Source organism: Neisseria gonorrhoeae, from assembly GCF_003315235.1.
GTDB classification, from domain to species: domain Bacteria; phylum Pseudomonadota; class Gammaproteobacteria; order Burkholderiales; family Neisseriaceae; genus Neisseria; species Neisseria gonorrhoeae.
In genome coordinates this window covers 22,039-46,009 of the sequence record NZ_QNRU01000008.1, presented here as the reverse complement: position 1 = coordinate 46,009, position 23,971 = coordinate 22,039, and the positions used below count along the sequence as shown (strand labels likewise).

The 23,971-nt window shown below is 45.9% G+C and carries 10 protein-coding genes and 7 pseudogenes; 13 read left to right on the top strand and 4 right to left on the bottom strand.

Annotation, left to right across the window (positions count from 1 at the left end):
• Positions 1 to 281 precede the first annotated feature (281 nt).
• Complete coding sequence (locus DFR77_RS05335) at positions 282 to 3,026, bottom strand: autotransporter outer membrane beta-barrel domain-containing protein (RefSeq protein WP_003697146.1); 2,745 nt, start codon at positions 3,024 to 3,026, stop codon at positions 282 to 284.
• 673 nt (positions 3,027 to 3,699) lie between these two features.
• A pseudogene (locus DFR77_RS14555) lies at positions 3,700 to 4,007 on the bottom strand (hypothetical protein); the annotation flags it as partial.
• A 196-nt stretch (positions 4,008 to 4,203) separates the two neighbouring features.
• Between DFR77_RS14555 and DFR77_RS05325 the strand changes: the two are divergent.
• The 9 genes and pseudogenes from DFR77_RS05325 to DFR77_RS05290 all read left to right on the top strand — a co-directional run bounded on the left by DFR77_RS05325 (position 4,204) and on the right by DFR77_RS05290 (position 13,392).
• On the top strand, positions 4,204 to 5,514 hold the full coding sequence (locus DFR77_RS05325; RefSeq protein ID WP_003688780.1) for a replication-associated recombination protein A: 1,311 nt from the start codon (positions 4,204 to 4,206) through the stop codon (positions 5,512 to 5,514).
• Between the two features lie 119 nt (positions 5,515 to 5,633).
• A pseudogene (locus tag DFR77_RS05320) lies at positions 5,634 to 8,638 on the top strand (type I restriction endonuclease subunit R).
• A 49-nt stretch (positions 8,639 to 8,687) separates the two neighbouring features.
• A pseudogene (locus DFR77_RS05315) lies at positions 8,688 to 8,918 on the top strand (virulence RhuM family protein); the annotation flags it as partial.
• 49 nt (positions 8,919 to 8,967) lie between these two features.
• Entirely contained in the window at positions 8,968 to 10,170 is a 1,203-nt protein-coding gene (locus DFR77_RS05310) for a restriction endonuclease subunit S (protein ID WP_003691244.1), read from the top strand.
• The gene (locus DFR77_RS05305; RefSeq protein ID WP_002239757.1) at positions 10,163 to 10,723 is read left to right on the top strand and encodes a hypothetical protein; all 561 of its coding nucleotides are present in this window, start codon (positions 10,163 to 10,165) and stop codon (positions 10,721 to 10,723) included. Before DFR77_RS05310 ends, DFR77_RS05305 begins: the two co-directional genes overlap by 8 nt.
• Before the next feature lie 10 nt (positions 10,724 to 10,733).
• Entirely contained in the window at positions 10,734 to 11,576 is an 843-nt protein-coding gene (locus DFR77_RS05300) for a hypothetical protein (RefSeq protein WP_003688774.1), read from the top strand.
• Between the two features lie 66 nt (positions 11,577 to 11,642).
• Positions 11,643 to 12,164 carry an SAM-dependent DNA methyltransferase gene (locus DFR77_RS14080; RefSeq protein WP_249033550.1) on the top strand — a complete coding sequence of 174 codons (522 nt, stop codon included), beginning with the start codon at positions 11,643 to 11,645 and terminating at the stop codon, positions 12,162 to 12,164.
• Between the two features lie 3 nt (positions 12,165 to 12,167).
• Positions 12,168 to 13,244, top strand: a complete 1,077-nt coding sequence (locus DFR77_RS05295) for an HsdM family class I SAM-dependent methyltransferase (RefSeq protein ID WP_226888064.1) — start codon at positions 12,168 to 12,170, stop codon at positions 13,242 to 13,244.
• A 31-nt stretch (positions 13,245 to 13,275) separates the two neighbouring features.
• Complete coding sequence (locus tag DFR77_RS05290) at positions 13,276 to 13,392, top strand: ABC transporter (protein WP_225577407.1); 117 nt, start codon at positions 13,276 to 13,278, stop codon at positions 13,390 to 13,392.
• A 162-nt stretch (positions 13,393 to 13,554) separates the two neighbouring features.
• On the opposite strand, the gene ribBA is transcribed toward DFR77_RS05290, so the two are convergent.
• Positions 13,555 to 14,892: a bifunctional 3,4-dihydroxy-2-butanone-4-phosphate synthase/GTP cyclohydrolase II gene (ribBA, locus tag DFR77_RS05285; protein WP_003703978.1), complete on the bottom strand. Its 1,338-nt coding sequence runs from the start codon at positions 14,890 to 14,892 to the stop codon at positions 13,555 to 13,557.
• 393 nt (positions 14,893 to 15,285) lie between these two features.
• Between ribBA and DFR77_RS14075 the strand changes: the two are divergent.
• Positions 15,286 to 15,481 (top strand): annotated as a pseudogene (locus DFR77_RS14075) (replication initiation factor domain-containing protein); the annotation flags it as partial.
• On the opposite strand, the pseudogene DFR77_RS05280 reads toward DFR77_RS14075, so the two are convergent.
• Positions 15,476 to 15,727, bottom strand: a pseudogene (locus DFR77_RS05280) (transposase); the annotation flags it as partial. The pseudogenes DFR77_RS14075 and DFR77_RS05280 overlap by 6 nt on opposite strands.
• Before the next feature lie 200 nt (positions 15,728 to 15,927).
• On the opposite strand from DFR77_RS05280, the pseudogene DFR77_RS14550 reads away from it, so the two are divergent.
• The 3 genes and pseudogenes from DFR77_RS14550 to DFR77_RS14545 form a co-directional block, all read left to right on the top strand.
• Positions 15,928 to 21,456: pseudogene (locus tag DFR77_RS14550) on the top strand (two-partner secretion domain-containing protein); the annotation flags it as partial.
• A gap of 495 nt (positions 21,457 to 21,951) precedes the next feature.
• On the top strand, positions 21,952 to 22,068 hold the full coding sequence (locus DFR77_RS14670) for a hypothetical protein (protein WP_228841301.1): 117 nt from the start codon (positions 21,952 to 21,954) through the stop codon (positions 22,066 to 22,068).
• A gap of 151 nt (positions 22,069 to 22,219) precedes the next feature.
• A pseudogene (locus DFR77_RS14545) lies at positions 22,220 to 23,962 on the top strand (ShlB/FhaC/HecB family hemolysin secretion/activation protein).
• Positions 23,963 to 23,971: the final 9 nt, after the last annotated feature.

Here is a 23,971-nt window from a genome sequence, read left to right as displayed (position 1 = left end):
CTGCCGCGATCCAAGTTTGAACAAAATATTGGAAGGGTTTGCTGTTGAAACGGGAATCGGGCAGGCAATGTGTGGCAATAAAATGGGGCCTGCCGAATAATGGCGCGGCCCCGATATCATTCAGCCAAACTGATGGGAAACGGATAAGCGGATGTTGTACGATCCTTTTTTCCCGCCGGAAAACTCTTTTTTCCGCATCGGCAAAGACATTCGTTTTTTTTTTTTTTGCCTGTCCGCGCATTGTAGCCCAATCCGGCGGAATACCAAGTCCCCCTCGTATTTCATTTTTGAGCATAATGACTTTTGCCCTCAAATGCCTTAAAGGAACGACTGCCCAAAAATTCATGAAAGATATTGCCTTTGATATAGAAAAGTTTTTTGCCTCCGTCAAATTTTCTCACGACATCCAAACCCAAGCGGCCTATCAGGCTGTTTGCGTGGCTTAAATTGACGTTTATGCCGTTATCGATCCGATAGCCGGTACCTCTCAAATAGGAATATTGCAACTGTACTTGCGGTGTAATCCGCCACAATTTATCGTCATCCAAAAATTTACGGCGGCCGTATTCGGTGCTGATAGAGAATAGGGTGTTGCTATATTTTCCCTTGCCCCATAATTGCCCCATATGATTTCGTGCAATCACACGGTTACGCAGTTTTCCTATTTTTAATACATTGTCGATATACCCTGTTTCGTCTCCTTCTTTATCTATGTATTGGGTAGTATTGTACAGAGCCAATTCATATTTCCTGATTTTGTCCTTGCCAAACGTATTCCATAATGATGTCCTGCCGTGGCCGTAGTCGAGACTTATGCCCCATTTGCGTTTTTTCTCCTGCTCGTTGAGGCTGAATCGGTCATATCCGATTTCAAAATCGTTGTTATGAAACCTAAACGCATTGGATTGAATCACACGGGTATGCGTCAGCCTTATCCAATCGCCTTCTTTTTTATCCAACGTTGAAAAAGCCCGCTCCCCTTCGCGTTTGGCATAAGTATCCAAAGTGAACGCATAATGTGCGGTTGAATCGAACATATCATTGATATTTTTGACATTTCGGCTCGGATTGCCGGTAGCCTGTTTGACCAAATAGACATTTTGCCTGTTGTCGGTATAGGTTTTATTGACATAATCGTCTCCAGCTTTTTCCGCCGTCATTTCAGAGCCGTTAAAGGATTTATTATAGTCATCCTTGTTGTTTTTATCGCCGTTATGTGCGGAGTATTCGACAGTCAGGGCATCCTCCATAAGGTGCGTATCGTCAATATATTTTTTACCGTTCACAAATTCATTTTTTGAGTTTGTTACTGTAGCGAAACGCAAACGTTCGCCGTAATTCATACTGTCGAGCACTTCGGACAGATTTTTGACGACGACTTCTTGCGGTGTCGAAGTGCCTTTTTTCACATAGAGCATATCGCTGTGAATGCCGTCTTTATTCAGATGCATCAAGAATTTATTGGCACCCGCCAATTCACCGATATGTAAGGCGCGTCCACTTGTTTTAGCATCATTATTAAAATCGATAGTGCCTTGTCCTTCCAATTTATCCAGCCAGCTTTGACCTGTCATCGTCCATAATGCGTCTTTGGCTAAATTAAAGTTAATTTCGCCCGCACTTTTGCTGTCTAAATTTGCAACATAGTTTTCGAATAAATTTTTATGTTTGGAATCGGTTAAGCCGCTAAAATTATCCAAACGTCCCACTAAACGGATGTTCGGCGTGAAATCTAATTCCACTTTACCCTTATTTACCGCCAAGACATCGCCTTTATAGTGAATAGTGTCGGCAACAATATTCGTGTTATTCAAAGGTTTGATGGCTACCAAACCCTTATCAGATACGGTTGCCCCTGTGATACGGGTATCGTCTTTATAATTCAAATGAATTGAACCATCTTGCCTTGCAAGATTGGCAACGTTGGAGTCAATGGTAATTTGACCGTCAATCTTAACTTCGCTTTTGTCTAATGAACGAATAGCGGCATTGCTTGCATGAATTGTATTGCTTGCGCCGGTTATGGCTATTTTTGCAGCTTGTTCAGCATGAATTCCTAAGCTTTTTGAACTAATCAGGTTTGTACGGCTTGCCCGAATGTTTTGACTTCCACCTTTTCCCACCAAGGCAACCGCGTCGCCTTCAATAATATTATCCTTCCTATCTACATTGATTGAACCGCCGTCTTGCGAATACAGACCCACTTGGGTGCTTTTTACCTCGTTATTATCTTTTGAAGACAAATTAACCATACTTGTGTTTAAGGCATATACGCCAAATTCCGCATCAGATAATGTGTTTTTATTTTCGACAGTCAAATCCACCTTTGCCTTTTTGTAGGCGAAAACATTATATTTCGGGTTTGAAATCACATTATTTTTCCCCTTGAGGGAAATTGAGGAGTTGTTGGAGTATAAGCCCCAAATTCCGCCTTGTACGATATTGTCGCTCTTCGCAGACAATTCGACTTTCGCGTTTTGCCATGAATAAATGCCGATATGGCGAAATCCCCCATTTAATGCCTTAGATTTTTCACTGATTTCACTCTTAACGATATTATTCTCGCCAATCAGTTTGACCAGCGATTTGTCGCCATAGGCAAAAATGCCGTTGGAACCTCGTTTGCTTTTATAATATGGTGTCTCCGTTAATACTTTGGAATTGTTTACATAATCCGCATCCGCATCGCCGGATTTCATGGTAACAATATTATCGCCGCCGGCTTCCAGTATGATTTTATTTCCATCATCCCTTGTTCCGGGTCTTGCCCCCGTTCTGTTAATCAGAGTCGAAATGCCGTCGCTGCTGTATGCGGCGTTTTCCACGGTAATTTTATTGTTTTCTTTCGCCTTGAGGGTAATCGTGGCATTTCCGTGAGCGGTAATCCCTTCTTGGTTCATCGGGCTGCCTCCTACTTCAACGATATTGTTTGCCGCACTCAAAACTACATCGCTGTCAATCGTGGATTGAACCCCCCACCCTGTATGGTTCTGGCGAATTATTGGGGTATTTTTCTTTCCAGGCATTGATTAAAGCCGTCTTGGTGTCCGGATTTTTAACCCGGACAATATTATCCTCCTCGGCTTCAAGCGTTGCTTTTGCAGAATGCGACGTGATAATGCCTTTTACGGAGGCGTGGTTTTTTACATTTAAATCAACTTCATTATTCCCCTTGACGGCTTTGAGTTCGATGGTGCTGGTGCCGTCAAGGGAAGGTTGGGTAGTATTGCTTGGTTGATTATTGATGAAAGTACCCGTCGTGTGTCCGGAATAGGGGGAGTTGGACTGGAGGCCATTTACGCCCAATCCCAAGCCGTCGCCCTCAGTGGTGATGGATATTTTATTGTTATTCCCCGTTAATACGGTATTGGATTTAAAAGCCGTTTCAATACCCCTTAAAAAACTTGTACTCTCAACTTTTCCTGCCGGCATAGGCTCGGCAAGCTTCCCTTTAATCGCAACCACATTATCGCCGTCTTCGGCAGTCAGATTAACATTGGTATTGCGGAGGTTGTGAATACCGAAATGGTGTGTGCCTTTATGAACGTTAACGTTCATATTGAACAAATTGCCTGTTTTTGAATGGAAGGATATGCTGCCTTTGTCATTTTCATCGGAGGGGGTGATATTGTTGACATACCGCACTAAAGCGTTATCGTTCACTAACTTTTCTTGATGTGTGGTTGGATCTGTTACCTTATCGGCAACATTCAAATTAAATTGAATTTTTCCTTTGGCATCCAAATGGATATTTCCGGAATAGGGTTGTACGTCAACAGATTGAAAATCATTGTTGAAAATAATGTCATGATTGCTTCTCACCGATAATTCGGGTTTGTATTCCAATTTTAGGTCTGCAAAAGAACGGATGCCGTAAGAACCGTTGACCAGTAAGTCTCCATCTGCCCCTTCCCCGGTGGTAATAAGTTCCAATTTCTCATAACTGTTCCCCTTTCTTCCAATAAGGCAAAATAGTTTTGTTTACTGTAATCTTAACTTCCCCGCATGGTTAAAACGGGACCTGGTCTTTGCGGGTCCGGTTGCAAAGCTGCATGGATGGCATAGCGTATAAATTTCCTGAAATTTCCCAATTGTACGCCTAAGATCGGCTTAGTACAAACGGTGGGGCGGTATCCGTATGCGGCACGCCGCCTTTCCCTGCCGTATAATCATATTGTCTGAAAACCTGTTGACGGAGCCGTTATGACCGATTTGTTTGTCCGAGAACCCGACGCACCGCTTGCCGAACGTCTGCGCCCGCATACGCTTGATGATGTCATCGGGCAGCAGCATTTAATCGGCGAAGGCAAGCCGCTGCGCGTGGCGGTGGAAGGCGGGAAGCCGCATTCTATGTTGCTGTGGGGGCCGCCGGGCGTGGGCAAGACAACGTTGGCGCGGATTTTGGCGCAGAGTTTCAATGCCCAGTTTTTGCCTGTTTCCGCCGTGTTTTCCGGCGTGAAGGACATCCGCGGGGCAATCGATAAGGCTGAAATCGCTTTGCAGCAGGGACGCGCGACGATTTTGTTTGTCGATGAAGTCCACCGCTTCAACAAGGCGCAGCAGGACGCGTTTTTGCCGCATGTCGAAAGCGGTTTGCTGACCTTTATCGGCGCAACGACGGAAAATCCGTCGTTTGAAGTCAATCCCGCGCTGTTGAGCCGCGCGCAGGTATATGTTTTGCAATCCTTGTCTTCAGACGACCTCAAGAAACTGATTGCCAAAGTGTTGGCTTTGCCCGAATACCGGGATTTCACGATTGAAGCCGATGTGCAAGAGCTGCTCGTCAATACCGCCGACGGTGATGCGCGCAGATTATTGAATTTGTTGGAACAACTTTTACGTGCCGCCGACACGCGCCGTCTGAAAATCCTGACCACCGAATTTCTCGCCGACAGCTTGGGCGCGCAAATCCGCCGTTTCGACAAAGGCGGCGAGAGTTTCTACAACCAAATCTCCGCCCTGCACAAATCCGTGCGCGGTTCGCATCCGAACGCCGCGCTGTATTGGTTTTGCCGTATGCTCGACGGCGGCACCGACCCGCGCTATCTCGCCCGCCGCATCGTGCGTATCGCTTGGGAAGACATCGGGCTTGCCGACCCGCGCGCCTTCCAAATCGCCAACGATGCCGCCGCCACCTTTGAACGCTTAGGCTCGCCCGAAGGCGAACTCGCGCTGGCGCAAGCCGTGCTGTACCTTGCCGCCGCCGCCAAATCCAACGCGGGCTACAAGGCATACAACCAAATGCGCCGCTTCGTCAAAGAAAACGCCAGCGACGAAGTGCCCGTCCACCTGCGCAACGCCCCGACCAAGCTGATGAAGGAATTGGGCTACGGACGCGAATACCGCTACGCCCACGACGAACCGAACGCCTACGCCGCCGGCGAAAGTTATATGCCCGACGGCTTGGACGAACCGGACTTTTACCAACCCGTCCCGCGCGGGCTGGAAATCAAAATCGGCGAAAAGCTGGCATGGTTGAAATCGCTGGACGAAGAGGCATTAAAGGCAAAATGAAGCGATGTCGTCTGAAGCAGAACAGTATGGCAAAGCCGGTACACCGAAAAGGCGTATCGGCTTTTTTCAGGTGTTATAATCCGTTTCAATAAATTTTGATGACCCATTACGTTACGTTTATGTCCCAAACCCACAACGAAAATTCCCGCGTCAAAATCCCCGCCGTTTTGCACCTGATGCGCTTGGGCTATGATTATCTTTCGCTAAAAAATGCAAATTGGGACAGACAAACCAATATCTTTCCCGAAATCTTTGTAGACAGCCTCTGCCGCATCAATCCCGATTTGCCGCCGGATGATGCACGCCGCCTGCTTGCCGACATACGCTTAGAGCTGGATAACGAAGATTTGGGGCAAAAATTTTACGAACGCCTCACCAATCAATCCGGCGGTAAGAAGCTGATCGATTTCCAAAATTTTGACAACAACAGTTTCCACGTTGTAACTGAGTTGCCTTGTATCAACGGCGACGAAGCATTCCGCCCCGACATTGCCCTGCTGGTAAACGGCATGCCTTTGGTCTTTATCGAAGTCAAAAAGCCCAACAATAAAGGCGGCATCGGCGAAGAGCGGGAGCGCATGGGCAAACGTGCGAAAAATCCCAAATTCCGCCGTTTTATCAACATCACCCAATTCATGATTTTTTCCAACAACATGGAATACGACGACGGCGCAACCGAGCCGGCACAAGGCGCGTTTTACGCCTCGTCTGCTTGCGGCAAGCCCGTATTCAACTACTTCCGCGAAGAGCATAAATTAAACCTTACCGAATTATTGGACACGCTTTCAGACGACCTTGAAAACAACGTTCTACAAGACAATAATCTGCCCGTTATCAAACACAGCCCCGAATTTATCAGCAATAAATCGCCCGATACGCCGACCAACCGCATCCTGACTTCGCTGCTTTGCCGCGAACGTCTTGCCTTTCTCCTGCAACACGGGCTGACTTACGTCAAAGCAAGTCAAGGTTCGGTGCAAAAACACATCATGCGTTATCCGCAACTGTTTGCCACCCTTGCCATTGAAAAACATTTATCGAACGGCGGTAAAAAAGGCGTGATTTGGCATACCCAAGGATCGGGGAAAACCGCGCCTGCCTATTACAACACCCGTTACCTGACCCACTATTACGCCAAACAGGGTATCGTGCCGAAATTCTATTTCATCGTGGACAGGCTCGATTTATTGAAACAGGCGCAGCGGGAATTTACCGCCCGCGACTTAATCGTCCATACCATCGACAGCCGCGAAGCCTTCGTTGCCGACATCAAATCCGCCCAAACCCTGCACAACCACGCAGGCAAACCGGAAATCACCGTCGTCAACATCCAAAAATTCAAAGACGCCCCCGTGTTGTCGCCCGTAACGACTACGACCTCGCCATCCGGCGCGTCTATTTTCTCGACGAAGTACACCGCAGCTACAACCCCAAAGGCTCATTTCTTGCCAACCTTAATCAGTCCGACGTAAACGCCGTCAAAATCGGGCTGACCGGCACGCCGCTTATCGGCGTAACCGCAGGCAACGTCAACACCCGCGAACTCTTCGGCGACTACATCCACAAATACTATTACAACGCCTCCATTGCCGACGGCTACACCCTGCGCCTGATACGCGAAGAAATCGGCAGCCGATACAAGGCGCAATTACAAGAAGCACTGGCGCAACTTGAAATCGAAAAAGGCAGCTTTGACCGCAAAGAAATCTACGCCCATCCGCACTTCGTCCACCCGATGCTTGACTACATCTTGGACGACTTCGCCAAATTCAGAAAAACCAACCAAGACGAGAGCCTCGGTGCCATGGTCGTTTGCGACAGCGCAGAACAGGCACGCCAGCTTTTTGAGCATTTTCAGACGGCCTCAGACCACAATTTTACCGCCGCGTTGATATTGCACGACGTCGGCACTAAGGAAGAACGCGACCAATGGGTTAAAGATTTCAAAGCGGGCAAAATCGACATCTTGTTTGTGTACAACATGCTTTTGACCGGCTTTGACGCGCCGCGCCTGAAAAAGCTCTATTTGGGCAGACTGATAAAAGCCCATAACCTTTTACAAACCCTGACCCGCGTCAACCGCACCTACAAATCTTACCGCTACGGCTATGTCGTCGATTTTGCCGATATCGAACGCGAATTTGACAAAACCAACCGCGCCTATTGGGACGAACTTTCCAACGAATTGGGCGACGAAATCGGCAGTTACAGCCAGCTATTCAAAACCGCCGAAGAAATCGAACAGGAAATTGCAGACATTAAAAACGCCCTGTTTGATTTCGATACCGAAAACGCCGAAGAATTTTGCAGCCAAATTAGCCAAATAGAAGACAAAAAACAGCTTCTAGCCTTAAAAAAAGCCCTGCAAACCGCCAAAGAGTTGTACAACATCCTGCGCCTGCAAGGCAGCCACGAATTTCTTGCGCATCTGGATTTTGACAAGCTCAATCTTTTGTACCGCGAAACCGCCGCCCGCTTGGATACCTTAAACCTTGCCGAAAAATTACAGCAAGGCGACACCGCCCATTTGCTCAATGAAGCGCTGGAAGACGTTTACTTTCAATTCGTCAAAATCGGCGAGGCGGAACTCAAACTTGCCGACGATTTAAAAGACATCATGCGCAAAGTGCGCGAAGGGCTGGCGGGCAACTTCGACCAAGACGACCTTGAATACATCAGCCTGCGCGAAGAGCTGGAACGCATCTTCAAGAAAAAGAACCTCGCCGAAGTCGGGCAAGAAGAAATGCAGACAAACATCGCCACACTCGAAACCGTCTATGCCAAAATCAAAGAGCTGAACCGCCAAAACGACCTCTTACGGCACAAATACGGCGGCGACGCCAAATACGCACGTATCCACAAGCGGTTGATGGAAAACGCCGCCCTCTACGGAGACAAACTCAAAGTCTTTAACGCGCTAAGCGGTGTAAAAACCGATGCCGACCAAAAAGTGCTGGATATGGAGCAGATTTTGGACAACCAAAATTACTTTGAAAAACAAATGCAAGGCATCGTATTAAAACGCTTTAGAACGGAACAGCAATTTCCTGTTCAGCCTGCAGACATCCAAGCCATCAACCGCCTGTTGGTGCGGGAATATTTAAAAGAAAGCGGGCGGATTTGAGAAAGAGGTTTTTTAGGTAGCCTTAACCATTTATAAATACAGGAAAGCTATGCACAACAACGACATCATCATCTACACCACGGAAGACGGACTATCCGAATTTACCCTGCGCGAGCTTGACGGCGAACTATGGCTTACCCAAAAAGAAATTGCCGAACTCTACCAAACCAGCAAACAAAACATCGGTAAACACATCAAAGCCATATTTGCAGAACAAGAACTGGACGATTCAGTTGTAAACTTTCAGTTTACAACTGCCGCAGACGGCAAGAACTACCGATGAAATGTTTTTTTCAGACGGCCTTTGAAGAGTTTTGTAACGGAACATCATGAATCATTTTAAGAAACAACAAATTCAAAATATTGCTGATTTTAATCCGAGAGAGCAACTAGCCAAGGGAGCATTGGCAAAAAGTGTTCCGATGGCAATGTTGAAAGAATTTCAACGACAAATTACGGGTTACGAAATCAAGGCATTTAACGGTGGAGCTAAGTTTCGCAATGGTGATACCTTATTAGCTAAGATTACCCCGTGTTTGGAAAATGGGAAAACCGCTTTTGTAGATATTTTAGATGATGGAGAAGTGGCTTTCGGTTCTACCGAATTTATCGTGTTAAGAGCAAAAAATGAAACCAATCCCGAATTTCTCTATTATTTTGCAATCAGTCCCGATTTTAGAAAACGAGCGATTGAATGTATGGAAGGAACTTCCGGCAGGCAACGTGTCAATGAAAATGCATTAAAAACACTGGAGTTGCCTATTCCAGAACCTCAAATCCAACAATCCATCGCCGCCGTCCTATCCGCTTTGGACAAAAAAATCGCCCTGAACAAACAAATCAACGCGCGCCTGGAAGAGATGGCGAAAACCCTGTACGACTACTGGTTTGTGCAGTTCGATTTCCCCGACGCCAACGGCAAGCCCTACAAATCCTCAGGCGGCGACATGGTGTTTGACGAAACCTTGAAACGGGAAATTCCGAAGGGGTGGGGAAGTATAGAATTACAATCTTGCTTAGCAAAAATCCCAAATACTACAAAAATATTAAATAAAGATATTAAGGATTTTGGAAAATATCCTGTTGTTGACCAAAGTCAAGATTTTATTTGTGGATTTACCAATGATGAAAAATCTATATTAAACCCACAAGATGCTCATATTATTTTTGGTGATCATACAAGAATTGTTAAGTTAGTTAATTTTCAATATGCGCGGGGAGCAGATGGTACACAAGTAATATTAAGCAATAATGAACGAATGCCAAACTATTTGTTTTACCAAATCATAAATCAAATAGATTTATCAAGTTATGGTTATGCTAGACATTTTAAATTCTTAAAAGAATTTAAAATAATTTTGCCTAGTAAAGATATTTCTCAAAAATATAATGAAATAGCAAATACTTTCTTTGTTAAAGTTCGAAATAATCTAAAACAAAACCACCACCTGACCCAACTACGCGATTTCCTACTACCCATGCTGATGAACGGGCAGGTATCCGTAAGATGTAGCGGAGCAAGAGATGGATAAACTATTTAAAATATTATTAAATATAAGTAGTACATCTTTGCTGTTATCAATATATTTTATTAAATCGCAATATTATATATTAGACCTTACTTGGTTTTATCGTGTAATTTCAAATCATTGGATAGAACCTATTTCTAAGTTAAGTCTACTTTTTTATTTTCTAATACCATTTATCGCAACCGCTACTGTCTTATGGCTAAGCAAATACTTGGGGAAGGATGAATTCAAGCAAGGAGAGGTGAAAGAATTAGAATATGTTAACGATAATTTCTTACCTAGCTATCTTGGTTATTTTTTTGTTGCTCTAAGCATACCCGATAATAATCTTTTTTTGCTATTTGTTATGTATGGAATTATTTTCTTACTAGTTTCATGCTCTAAGTCATTTTATTTTAACCCTGTTTTTTTCTTATTTGGCTATCGATTTTATCAAGCAAAAACTGAATCAGGGTTATTATTAGTGCTGATTAGTAAACAGGAATTTAGAACGCCACAAAGTGTAAGTTCGATTGCTGTATATCGAATTAATAATTTTACTTTCTTAGAAAAATAGGAGTTCAATAATGAATTTTGTTTTAGCTAAAATTACTTGCAAGAAAGATTTAGTAAAAATATTATCTGATGATCATATTTTCCCTGACTTTTCTTACGAGAATTTAAATTTTATAACATATAACTATGATTACAATCTTGATGATGATACTTGGTTTCAAATTGAAAATTTAAAGAATCAAGATTTTTGTCCTAAGTTTTTGGATAACTCAAATTTATTTGATTCAAAAATGTTTAGTGAAATAAAAAAGGAAGAAATAAATATAGAGAAACTAAAGTATTTAGTATCTTGTACTAATGATGCACTATTCTTCCAGAAAATCACAAGTTCATTATTACTCAAAAAGAAGCACTTGCTAACTATATGCGGAAATGGTGCGAAACTATGCGAACCACAAGACTTATTGGTTATTAAAGATATTCCTGATGCTGTTTATATAATAAAGGATGATAAATTAATATTTAGAACCCTTTCTTCTATTTCAAATATATTTAAAGGGATTGAAGATTTGTATCGAGAAGCTACAAATACTGAAGTACAGCAATTCTTAGAAAGCGATTTTATTGATTTAAAAGAAGATTTTTTAAGTGAAAAAGTATCTATTCCCAATAGGAAAAGAATAGCTTTAGTTCAAGATAGATTGAATAATATGACGCTAGATCAAAGACAAGAACTATTAAATTACCTTGCTGAATATAATAATAATATCTTGAAATTTAACGCAGATGGCTCTCGTGTAGAAATTTCTACTGATGTACAGCTGAAACATTTGTTATATGGTATTGATGAACGTTATTACACAACAGCATTAGGAAAAGAGAAAAGGTTGGCAAATAGTGTTCAACCTATTTAATCTGCCAGCAAACCAACTAATGCTAAACAAAATTTAAGCGACGCTAGCAACAAACCGAGACATTCCATGACCGAACAACACTTTACCGAACAAATCAAATCCCTAATCGACAGCTTAAAAACCATTTGCGCCAACTATGGCTTAGGTAACGATGGCAACGAATTTAAAATCATCAGTCAGGCGTTTTTGTATAAATTCCTAAATGACAAATACGATTTCGAAGTGAAACAAATCCGCAAAGAAAACCCTGACGAGGCGATTGAGTTCATCAATATGGATATTGAGGGAAAAACAGCGGTTTTGAAGCCTGAACATTCCATCAAGTATTTGTCGGAGCGACAAAACGGCGCGGACTTTGCCAAACTCTTTGATGATACGCTGACCGATATTGCCGCACATAATGCGGAACTGTTTTCGGTAAAAACTGAAGGCGGGGCGAAAATCGTGTTGTTCGAGCGTATCAGTCAGTACATTACCGACGAAGGTCGCCGCGACGATTTTTGCCGCGCGCTGATTTCCAAGCTGGCGGGTTTCAGCTTCGAGGCGATTTTTGCGCAAAAATTCGACTTTTTCGCCACGATTTTTTAATACCTGATTAAAGACTACAACAGTAATTCCGGCGGCAAATATGCCGAATACTACACGCCGCACGCGGTTGCGCGGATTATGGCGGATATTTTGGTGCCGGAGGAGGTGCGCGGGCAAATCCGCAGCGTGGACGTTTACGACCCGTCGGCCGGTTCGGGAACGCTGTTGATGAATGTCGCCCATGTCATCGGCGAAGATAAATGCATGATTTATACTCAGGATATTTCGCAGAAATCGTCCAATTTGTTGCGGCTGAATCTGAGTTTGAACAATCTGGTGCATTCGCTGAATAATGTGGTTCAGGGCAATACGATTTTGTCGCCGTATCACAAAGACGCTTCAGACCGTCTGAAAAAATTTGATTTCATCGTTTCCAATCCGCCGTTTAAATTGGATTTCAGCGATTTCCGCGATCAACTGGAAAGCGATGAAAACCGCGAACGCTTTTTTGCAGGCATTCCGAAAATCAAGGCGAAGGATAAGGATAAGATGGAAATCTACCAGCTTTTTATCCAGCATATCTTGTTTAGCCTGAAAGAAAACGGCAAAGCGGCGATTGTGTTGCCAACGGGTTTTATCACCGCCCAATCGGGCATCGACAAAAAAATCCGCGAATATTTGGTGGAAAACAAAATGCTTGCCGGCGTGGTGTCCATGCCTTCCAATATTTTCGCCACGACGGGAACCAATGTTTCCATCCTGTTTATCGACAAAACCAATAAAGACAAAGTGGTATTAATTGACGCATCGGGCTTGGGCGAAAAAATCAAAGACGGCAAAAACCAAAAAACCGTACTTTCCTGCGAAGAAGAACAAAAAATCTGCAATACTTTCACGAACAAACAGGCAGTGGAAGATTTTAGCGTGGTGGTCGGCTACGATGAAATCAAAGCGAAGAATCACAGCTTGTCGGCGGGGCAGTATTTTGAGGTAAAAATTGATTATGTGGATATATCCGCCGACGAATTTGCGCAAAAAATAGCGGGATTTTCAGCGGATTTGGATAAACTTTTCGCCGAATCTGCCGAATTGGAAAAGGAGATTAAGGATAGATTGGCGATGTTGAAATTCAATTCATAAATACCGATGAATGAAACCGGTCAAACTTAAAATGCCGTCTGAAAGCCTTTCAGACGGCATTTTGTTTGGTTTGGAAAATACTTATGCCGTTCTTTCCCCGAAAGAGAGAATCCAAAAAACCAAAGCCACAGGAATTCATCGGAAATGACACAAAAACCCGACGAACCGGATTCCCGCCTGCGCGGGAATGACGAATTAGAAGTTACCCGAAATCCGAAAAAAGCAAAATCCAACCCAACAGACCGGGTTTTCGTTTGTACGGAAATAATGCAATAAATGAAGCAAATATAAAGCATTTGAATTTACTATATTATTTTTCCGCTTCTTCAAAGCCGACGACTTCGAGGCCGAAGCCGGTGAGGCCGGTGAAAGATGACGGTTGGCCGAGGACGCGCAGTTTTTTGACGTGGAGGCCGGCGAGGATTTGCGCGCCGATGCCGTAGCTTTTGCTGTCCCATTTGTAGGCTTGGTTTGCGCCTTTGGGTAGGGTGCGGTCGAGCAGGGATGCGCCGTCTTCGGTGTGGTGCAGGAGGATGACGACGCCGCTTTCGGCCTGTTGGACGCGATCAAGGGCTTTGGGCAGCGACCAGGAATGGCGCGGATTGGCTTGGATGAAGTCCATCACGCTGAAGGGTTCGTGGACGCGGACGAGGGTTTCGGTGTCGGCGGAGGGTGTGCCTTTGACGAGGGCGAGGTGGGTTTCGCCGGAGAGTTTGTCGACGTAAACGTGTTGTTGGAACTCGCCCCACGGAGTTTGTACGGGCGCGTCGCCCATATCTTCGAGCAGGCTTTCGGTGCGGCTGCGGTATTCGATGAGGTCGGCAATCGTGCCGATTTTGAGCTTGTGTTCTTCGGCGAATTTCATCAGTTCGGGCATACGCGCCATCGTGCCGTCGTCGTTGATGATTTCGCAGATGACGGCGGCGGGAATCAGCCCGTTCATTTGCGCCAAGTCGACGCCGGCTTCGGTGTGTCCGGCACGGACGAGTACGCCGCCTTTTTGGGCGCGAAGCGGGAAGATATGACCGGGTTGGACGATGTCTGCGGGTTTGGCGGTCGGGGAAACGGCGGTTTGAATAGTCAGGGCGCGGTCGGCGGCGGAAATGCCGGTGGTAATGCCGTGCGCGGCTTCGATGGAAACGGTAAAGTTGGTACCGTATTGCGCGCCGTTTTTTTGGGTCATCATCGGCAGACCGAGTTTTTCGACCATTGCACCTTCCATAGGCAGGCAGACTAAGCCGCGCGCGTGTTTGATCATAAAGTTGACGGCTTCGGGGGTAACGAATTGCGCCGCCATCAGCAGGTCGCCTTCGTTTTCGCGGTCTTCGGCATCGGTGATGATGACCATTTTACCGGCTTTGATGTCGGCTAGGATTTCGGGGATGGGGGAAATATGGGACATGGTGTGTTTTCCTGTGTGTCCGGGCGGTCGGCCGGTGTGTTCGGTATCGAGCCAGAAGGCGGGCATTTTTGCCGCCTGTTCGATTTTGCGGGCTTTTTTCTCGCCGAAGGATTTGTTTTTCAAAAGGGCGGAGAGTTCGCCTGTGTTGAGGGCAACGGCTTCGGCAAAACGGTTTTGCAGTCCGCCGTAGTGTTCCGCTATCCATTGCCGCAGGTTGCGGCGGCGCAAGCCGGCTGTGTCGGTCATCGTTTTATCCTTTGTAGAAATCGGATGTAGCGGATTGTAAGCGCGTATTTACCAAAAAGCAAATCTGTTTTTCGCCAAATCGGATTATTTGCCTTTTGGTAAACAGATGCCGTTTGAAGCCGGATTCGTGGCTTCAGACGGCATTGCCGCAACCCCGCCGGCGGGGCGGCTGTTTCTTCCCGCACGCTTCTGATTATGGGGTTTCCGGAGGGTTATTCCGAAAAAAATTCTGATAAAAAGCCTTGATTGCCGGGTACGGCATAGGCGGTACGAGCAGGCGCAATACCGGCAATCCTATGATGAATGCCGCCTTCCCGATAAAAACCGGACGGATCGCCCTTTACTTTCTACAAGTAACAGGGCTTTTTTTTGCCCGTTTTTGAGGATTTGCACATGGAAGATAAGCAAGGGATGACAAAGGCGGTTGCCGGCGTGATGACGGACGCGCCGGCGGACGGCAGGAAGCCGGCAACCGCTTCGAATCTTCCCCCCTTATCTAACAGGGGGTACAGAAACCGAAACGGCGGGCAGGGTTCAGGAATTCTTCGAATGTTACGAAACGTACATAACGGACGGCAAAGGAAACCTTGCCATTTCGTTTGAGAAGCCTGAATACTGCGACTTTTCCGGCAGCACCGCGACCGCGTTTACCTTTGCGTTGTCCGCCAAAATAACTTTCATCTGCTTCTACTTCGCCATCAAACATTTCTAAATGCGGACCGTTTTGATAAATCAGTCATCGTAAACGATGAAAATCATAGGCTGCGGTATTTTTATTAACGCCTACCAACTCTGCCGCTGTTCTTGCAGTTACGCCTGCGACAAATAGCCCAATGAGTTTATTTTGTTTATGCCGGCTTAGACGGCTTTTCTCATTGGCTTATTCTAACCTAAATGGGATTTTTAGCCGTTATCCGGTACGTCCCCTAATTTAATAAAAAAATGGCGGTAATTGACTTACCAAAATCTTTGTCCTAGAATGCCCAGACTGTCCAATGTTTGTAATAACTCTATAAAAATCAAATAACTAAAATCATGAACAAAACCCTCTATCGTGTGATTTTCAACCGCAAACGCGGTGCTGTGGTAGCTGTTGCCGAAACCACCAAGCGCGAAGGTAAAAGCTGTGCCGATAGTGGTTCGGGCAGCGTTTATGTGAAATCCGTTTCTTTCATTCCTACTCATTCCAAAGCCTTTTGTTTTTCTGCATTAGGCTTTTCTTTATGTTTGGCTTTGGGTACGGTCAATATTGCTTTTGCTGACGGCATTATTACTGATAAAGCTGCTCCTAAAACCCAACAAGCCACGATTCTGCAAACAGGTAACGGCATACCGCAAGTCAATATTCAAACCCCTACTTCGGCAGGGGTTTCTGTTAATCAATATGCCCAGTTTGATGTGGGTAATCGCGGGGCGATTTTAAACAACAGTCGCAGCAACACCCAAACACAGCTAGGCGGTTGGATTCAAGGCAATCCTTGGTTGACAAGGGGCGAAGCACGTGTGGTTGTAAACCAAATCAACAGCAGCCATCCTTCACAACTGAATGGCTATATTGAAGTGGGTGGACGACGTGCAGAAGTCGTTATTGCCAATCCGGCAGGGATTGCAGTCAATGGTGGTGGTTTTATCAATGCTTCCCGTGCCACTTTGACGACAGGCCAACCGCAATATCAAGCAGGAGACTTTAGCGGCTTTAAGATAAGGCAAGGCAATGCTGTAATCGCCGGACACGGTTTGGATGCCCGTGATACCGATTTCACACGTATTCTTGTATGCCAACAAAATCACCTTGATCAGTACGGCCGAACAAGCAGGCATTCGTAATCAAGGGCAGTTGTTTGCTTCTTCCGGTAATGTGGCGATTGATGCAAATGGCCGTTTGGTCAATAGTGGCACGATGGCTGCCGCCAATGTGCAAGATATGAATAATACAGCGGAACACAAAGTCAATATCCGCAGTCAAGCCTTTGAAAACAGCGGTACGGCGGTATCGCAACAAGGCACTCAAATTCACAGTCAATCGATTCAAAACACTGGCAAATTATTGTCGGCAGGAACAGAGGATTTAGCCGTTTCAGGCAGCCTGAACAATCAAAATGGCGAAATAGCGACCAATCAACAACTGATTATTCACGATGGTCAGCAATCTACCGTTGTCATTGATAATACGAATGGCACGATACAATCAGGCCGTGATGTTGCCATTCAGGCAAAATCGTTATCCAACAACGGCACACTTGCCGCTGATAATAAACTGGATATTGCGTTACAAGATGATTTTTATGTAGAACGCAAGATCGTGGCGGGCAATGAATTGTCGCTCAGTACACGAGGCAGCCTGAAAAATTCACATACCTTGCAAGCAGGAAAACGCATTCGGATTAAAGCAAATAACCTTGATAATGCAGTACAAGGCAACATTCAATCCGGCGGTACGACAGACATTGGCACGCAGCACAATTTAACCAATAGAGGCTTGATTGACGGACAACAAACCAAAATCCAAGCCGGGCAAATGAATAATATCGGTACAGGTCGGATTTATGGCGACAATATCGCTATTGCGGCTACCCGCTTAGACAATCAAGATGAAAACGGTACAGGTGCCGCCATTGCGGCACGCGAAAACCTGAATTTAGGCATTGAACAATTAAATAACCGTGAAAACAGTCTGATTTACAGCGGTAACGATATGGCGGTTGGCGGCGCATTAGATACCAATGACCAAGCCACAGGCAAAGCCCAAAGGATACACAATGCCGGCGCAATCATTGAAGCTGCAGGCAAAATGCGTTTAGGTGTAGAAAAGCTGCACAATACCAATGAACATTTGAAAACGCAGTTGGTAGAAACAGGGCGCGAGCGTATTGTTGATTACGAAGCATTTGGACGACACGAATTATTGCGAGAAGGCACGCAACATGAATTAGGCTGGTTTGTCTACAACAATGAATCAGACCACTTACGCACCCCTGATGGAGTGGCGCATGAAAATTGGCATAAATACGATTATGAAAAAGTAACGCAAGAAACTCAAGTAACCGGAACTGCGCCTGCTAAAATCATTGCAGGTAGCGATTTGATTATTGATAGCAAAGCAGTCTTCAACAGCGACAGCCGAATCATCGCCGGCGGCAATTTGCTTGTGCAAACAGAAAAAGACGGTTTGCATAACGAGCAAACCTTTGGCGAGAAGAAAGTCTTCAGCGAAAATGGTAAGTTGCACAACTACTGGCGTGCGCGTCGTAAAGGACATGATGAAACAGGGCATCGTGAACAAAATTATACTTTGCCGGAGGAAATCACACGCGACATTTCACTGGGTTCATTTGCCTATGAATCGCATAGCAAAGCATTAAGCCGTCATGCGCCCAGCCAAGGCACTGAGTTGCCACAAAGTAACCGGGATAATATCCGTACTGCGAAAAGCAACGGTATTTCGCTACCCTATACGCCCAATTCTTTTACCCCATTACCCGGCAGCAGCTTATACATTATCAATCCTGCCAATAAAGGCTATCTTGTTGAAACCGATCCACGCTTTGCCAACTACCGTCAATGGTTGGGTAGTGACTATATGCTGGGCAGCCTCAAACTAGACCCAAACAATTTACATAAACGTTTGGGTGATGGTTATTACGAGCAACGTTTAATCAATGAACAAATCGCAGAGCTGACAGGGCATCGTCGTTTAGACGGTTATCAAAACGACGAAGAACAATTTAAAGCCTTAATGGATAATGGCGCGACTGCGGCACGTTCGATGAATCTCAGCGTTGGCATTGCATTAAGTGCCGAGCAAGCAGCGCAACTGACCAGCGATATTGTTTGGTTGGTACAAAAAGAAGTTAAACTTCCTGATGGCGGCACACAAACCGTATTGATGCCACAGGTTTATGTACGCGTTAAAAATGGCGACATAGACGGTAAAGGTGCATTGTTGTCAGGCAGCAATACACAAATCAATGTTTCAGGCAGCCTGAAAAACTCAGGCACGATTGCAGGGCGCAATGCGCTTATTATCAATACCGATACGCTAGACAATATCGGTGGGCGTATTCATGCGCAAAAATCAGCGGTTACGGCCACACAAGACATCAATAATATTGGCGGCATTCTTTCTGCCGAACAGACATTATTGCTCAATGCGGGTAACAACATCAACAACCAAAGCACGGCCAAGAGCAGTCAAAATGCACAAGGTAGCAGCACCTACCTAGACCGAATGGCAGGTATTTATATCACAGGCAAAGAAAAAGGTGTTTTAGCAGCGCAGGCAGGCAAAGACATCAACATCATTGCCGGTCAAATCAGCAATCAATCAGATCAAGGGCAAACCCGGCTGCAGGCAGGACGCGACATTAACCTGGATACGGTACAAACCGGCAAATATCAAGAAATCCATTTTGATGCCGATAACCATACCATCCGAGGTTCAACGAACGAAGTCGGCAGCAGCATTCAAACAAAAGGCGATGTTACCCTATTGTCAGGGAATAATCTCAATGCCAAAGCTGCCGAAGTCGGCAGCGCAAAAGGCACACTTGCCGTGTATGCTAAAAATGACATTACTATCAGCTCAGGCATCCATGCCGGCCAAGTTGATGATGCGTCCAAACATACAGGCAGAAGCGGCGGCGGTAATAAATTAGTCATTACCGATAAAGCCCAAAGTCATCACGAAACTGCTCAAAGCAGCACCTTTGAAGGCAAGCAAGTTGTATTGCAGGCAGGAAACGATGCCAACATCCTTGGCAGTAATGTTATTTCCGATAATGGCACCCGGATTCAAGCAGGCAATCATGTTCGCATTGGTACAACCCAAACTCAAAGCCAAAGCGAAACCTATCATCAAACCCAAAAATCAGGATTGATGAGTGCAGGTATCGGCTTCACTATTGGCAGCAAGACAAACACACAAGAAAACCAATCCCAAAGCAACGAACATACAGGCAGTACCGTAGGCAGCCTGAAAGGCGATACCACCATTGTTGCAAGCAAACACTACGAACAAACCGGCAGCAACGTTTCCAGCCCTGAGGGCAACAACCTTATCAGCACGCAAAGTATGGATATTGGCGCAGCACAAAACCAATTAAACAGCAAAACCACCCAAACCTACGAACAAAAAGGCTTAACGGTGGCATTCAGTTCGCCCGTTACCGATTTGGCACAACAAGCGATTGCCGTAGCACACAAAGCAGCAAACAAGTCGGACAAAGCAAAAACGACCGCGTTAATGCCATGGCGGCTGCCAATGCAGGTTGGCAGGCCTATCAAACAGGCAAAGGCGCACAAAACTTAGCCAATGGTACAACCAATGCCAAACAAGTCAGCATCTCCATAACCTACGGCGAACAGCAAAACCGACAAACCACCCAAGTTCAAGCCAATCAAGCCCAAGCGAGTCAAATTCAAGCAGGCGGCAAAACTACCCTTATTGCCGAAGGTGCGGCGAACAATCCAATATCAACATCACAGGCTCAGATGTTTCAGGCAGAGCAGGAACCGGCCTGATTGCCGATAAGCAAATCCATCTGCAATCAGCCGAGCAAAGCAATACCGAACGCAGCCAAAACAAATCAGCAGGCTGGAACGCAGGTGCTGCCGTATCATTCGGACAAGGAGGCTGGTCATTAGGCGTTGCCGCAGGCGGCAATGTCGGCAAAGGCTACGGCTATGGCGATAGCGTAACCCACCGCCATAGCCATATTGGCGACAAAGGCAGCCAAACCCTTATCCAAAGTGGTGGCGATACCATCATCAAAGGCGCGCAAGTACGCGGCAAAGGCGTACAAGTCAATGCCAAAAACCTAAGCATTCAAAGTGTACAAGATAGAGAAACTTATCAAAGCAAACAACAAAACGCCGGTGCACAAGTTACCGTAGGTTATGGCTTCAGTGCCAGTGGCGATTACAGCCAAAGCAAAATCCGAGCCGACCATGCTTCGGTAACCGAGCAAAGCGGTATTTATGCCGGAGAAGACGGCTATCAAATCAAGGTCGGAAACCATACAGGCCTCAAAGGCGGCATCATCACCAGCAGCCAAAGCGCAAAAGACAAGGGTAAAAACCGATTCAGCACAGGCACACTCGCCGGCAGTGATATTCAAAATTACAGCCAATACGAAGGAAAAAGTTTTGGATTGGGTGCCAGCGTTGCCGTAAGCGGCAAAACACTGGGACAGGGCGCAAAAAATAAACCTCAAGACAAACACCTGACAAGCATAGCCGATAAAAACGGCGCAAGTTCATCAGTAGGGTACGGCAGCGACAGCGACAGTCAAAGCAGCATCACAAAAAGCGGCATCAATACCCAAAAACATTCAAATCACAGACGAAGCCGCACAAATCAGGCTGACAGGCAAAATAGCGGCACAAACCAAAGCCGATATTGATACAAACGTAACCACAGACACCGCCGAACGACATTCGGGCAGCCTGAAAAACATATTTGACAAAGATAGAGTGCAAAGTGAACTGGATTTACAAAGAACCGTCAGCCAAGATTTTAGTAAAAATGTTCAACAAACCAATACCGAGATTAACCAACATTTAGACAAACTCAAAGCAGACAAAGAAGCAGCCGAAACAGCAGCAGCCGAGGCATTAGCCAATGGCGATATGGAAACTGCCAAACGCAAAGCCCATGAAGCTCAAGATGCGGCAGCAAAAGCAGATAATTGGCAACAAGGCAAAGTCATTCTCAACATGTTAGCCTCAGGTTTAGCTGAGCCGACCCAAAGCGGAGCGGGCATCGCTGCGGCTACCGCATCGCCAGACGTATCGTATGCGATTGGACAGCACTTTAAAGATTTAGCCGGTCAAAACGCGAATGGCAAACTAACCGCCAGTCAAGAAACCGCTCACGTTCTTGCCCACGCGGTATTAGGAGCAGCGGTTGCCGCAGCATGAGGCAACAATGCCCCGGCAGGAGCATTGGGTGCGGGCGGGTCGGAAGCGGCCGCCCCAATCATCGGCAAATGGCTGTACGGCAAAGGAGACGGCGGCAGCCTGAATGCGGAGGAAAAAGAGACCGTTTCGGCGATTACAAGGATGCTGGGTACGGCTGCCGGAGCAGCTGAGGGAAACTCGTCCGCCGATGCTGTGTGGGGTTGTTTTCAGACGGCTTCAGATTTCGCTTCCTCTTTTTCATATCCTATAAACATGTGATTAAATTTTCATTTATGGAGTTTTTTTATCTTTTTGTTTGTTTTTGTGCATTGCTATAATTGCCCGCTTACATTACTTAGACCAATCCTATGAAACCTTTCTTTTCCTCCAAAAATGTATTTCATCCCTATCCCTTATCACTGTTAGTCCTATCATTGATGGCTGCCTCCCCACCCTAACATCAGCCGCCCCCACACCTGAAGCTGTTTCACAACAACAGGATATTCTCCAACGTCAACGTGAGAAGCAATTGCGTGAACAGATGCAGCCGGAACAAGATGTTCGTTTGGATGGTACCGATACGGGCATAGAGAAGATGGCAACACAGGTAGGCGGTGCAAATTCGGATGAGGCAAGCCCCTGCTTTCCTATTTCTGAGGTGGAATTGGTGGGTGAAGAAGCGGCTAAATTCCGGTTTGCGCTCAACCATGCCTTGTGCCAAACACATTTTGTTTCCGGCAAGTGTCTGCATGCGGGCGACATTAATCAAATCATGTCCTTAGCACAAAATGCTTTGATCGGCAGGGGATATACCACGACCCGTATCTTGGCTGCGCCACAGGATTTGAATAGTGGCAAGCTTCAATTAACCCTGATGCCGGGCTATCTGCGCTCCATACGAATCGATCGGTCCAACGATGATCAAACCCATGCAGGACGTATTGCAGCATTCCAAAACAAATTTCCCACCCGCTCGAACGATCTGTTGAATCTGCGTGATTTGGAACAAGGACTGGAAAATCTCAAATGTCTCCCGACTGCGGAAGCCGATCTCCAAATCGTTCCCGTAGAGAGAGAACCAAACCAAAGTGATGTCGTGGTGCAATGGCGGTAACGTCTGCTGCCCTACTGTGTGAGTGTGGGGATGGATAATTCGGGTAGTGAGGCGACAGGAAAATACCAAGGAAATATCACTTTCTCTGCCGACAATCCTTTTGGACTGAGTGATATGTTCTATGTAAATTATGGACGTTCAATTGGCGGTACGCCCGATGAGGAAAATTTTGACGGCCATCGCAAAGAAGGCGGATCAAACAATTACGCCGTACATTATTCAGCCCCTTTCGGTAAATGGACATGGGCATTCAATCACAATGGCTACCGTTACCATCAGGCGGTTTTCGGATTATCGGAAGTCTATGACTATAATGGAAAAAGTTACAACACTGATTTCGGCTTCAACCGCCTGTTGTATCGTGATGCCAAACGCAAAACCTATCTCAGTGTAAAACTGTGGACGAGGGAAACAAAAAGTTACATTGATGATGCCGAACTGACTGTACAACGGCGTAAAACCACAGGTTGGTTGGCAGAACTTTCCCACAAAGGATATATCGGTCGCAGTACGGCAGATTTTAAGTTGAAATATAAACACGGCACCGGCATGAAAGATGCTCTGCGCGCGCCTGAAGAAGCCTTTGGCGAAGGCACGTCACGTATGAAAATTTGGACGGCATCGGCTGATGTAAATACTCCTTTTCAAATCGGTAAACAGCTATTTGCCTATGACACATCCGTTCATGCACAATGGAACAAAACCCCGCTAACATCGCAAGACAAACTGGCTATCGGCGGACACCACACCGTACGTGGCTTCGACGGTGAAATGAGTTTGCCTGCCGAGCGGGGATGGTATTGGCGCAACGATTTGAGCTGGCAATTTAAACCAGGCCATCAGCTTTATCTTGGGGCTGATGTAGGACATGTTTCAGGACAATCCGCCAAATGGTTATCGGGCCAAACTCTAGCCGGCACAGCAATTGGGATACGCGGGCAGATAAAGCTTGGCGGCAACCTGCATTACGATATATTTACCGGCCGTGCATTGAAAAAGCCCGAATATTTTCAGACGAAGAAATGGGTAACGGGGTTTCAGGTGGGTTATTCGTTTTGATGCGGTTGA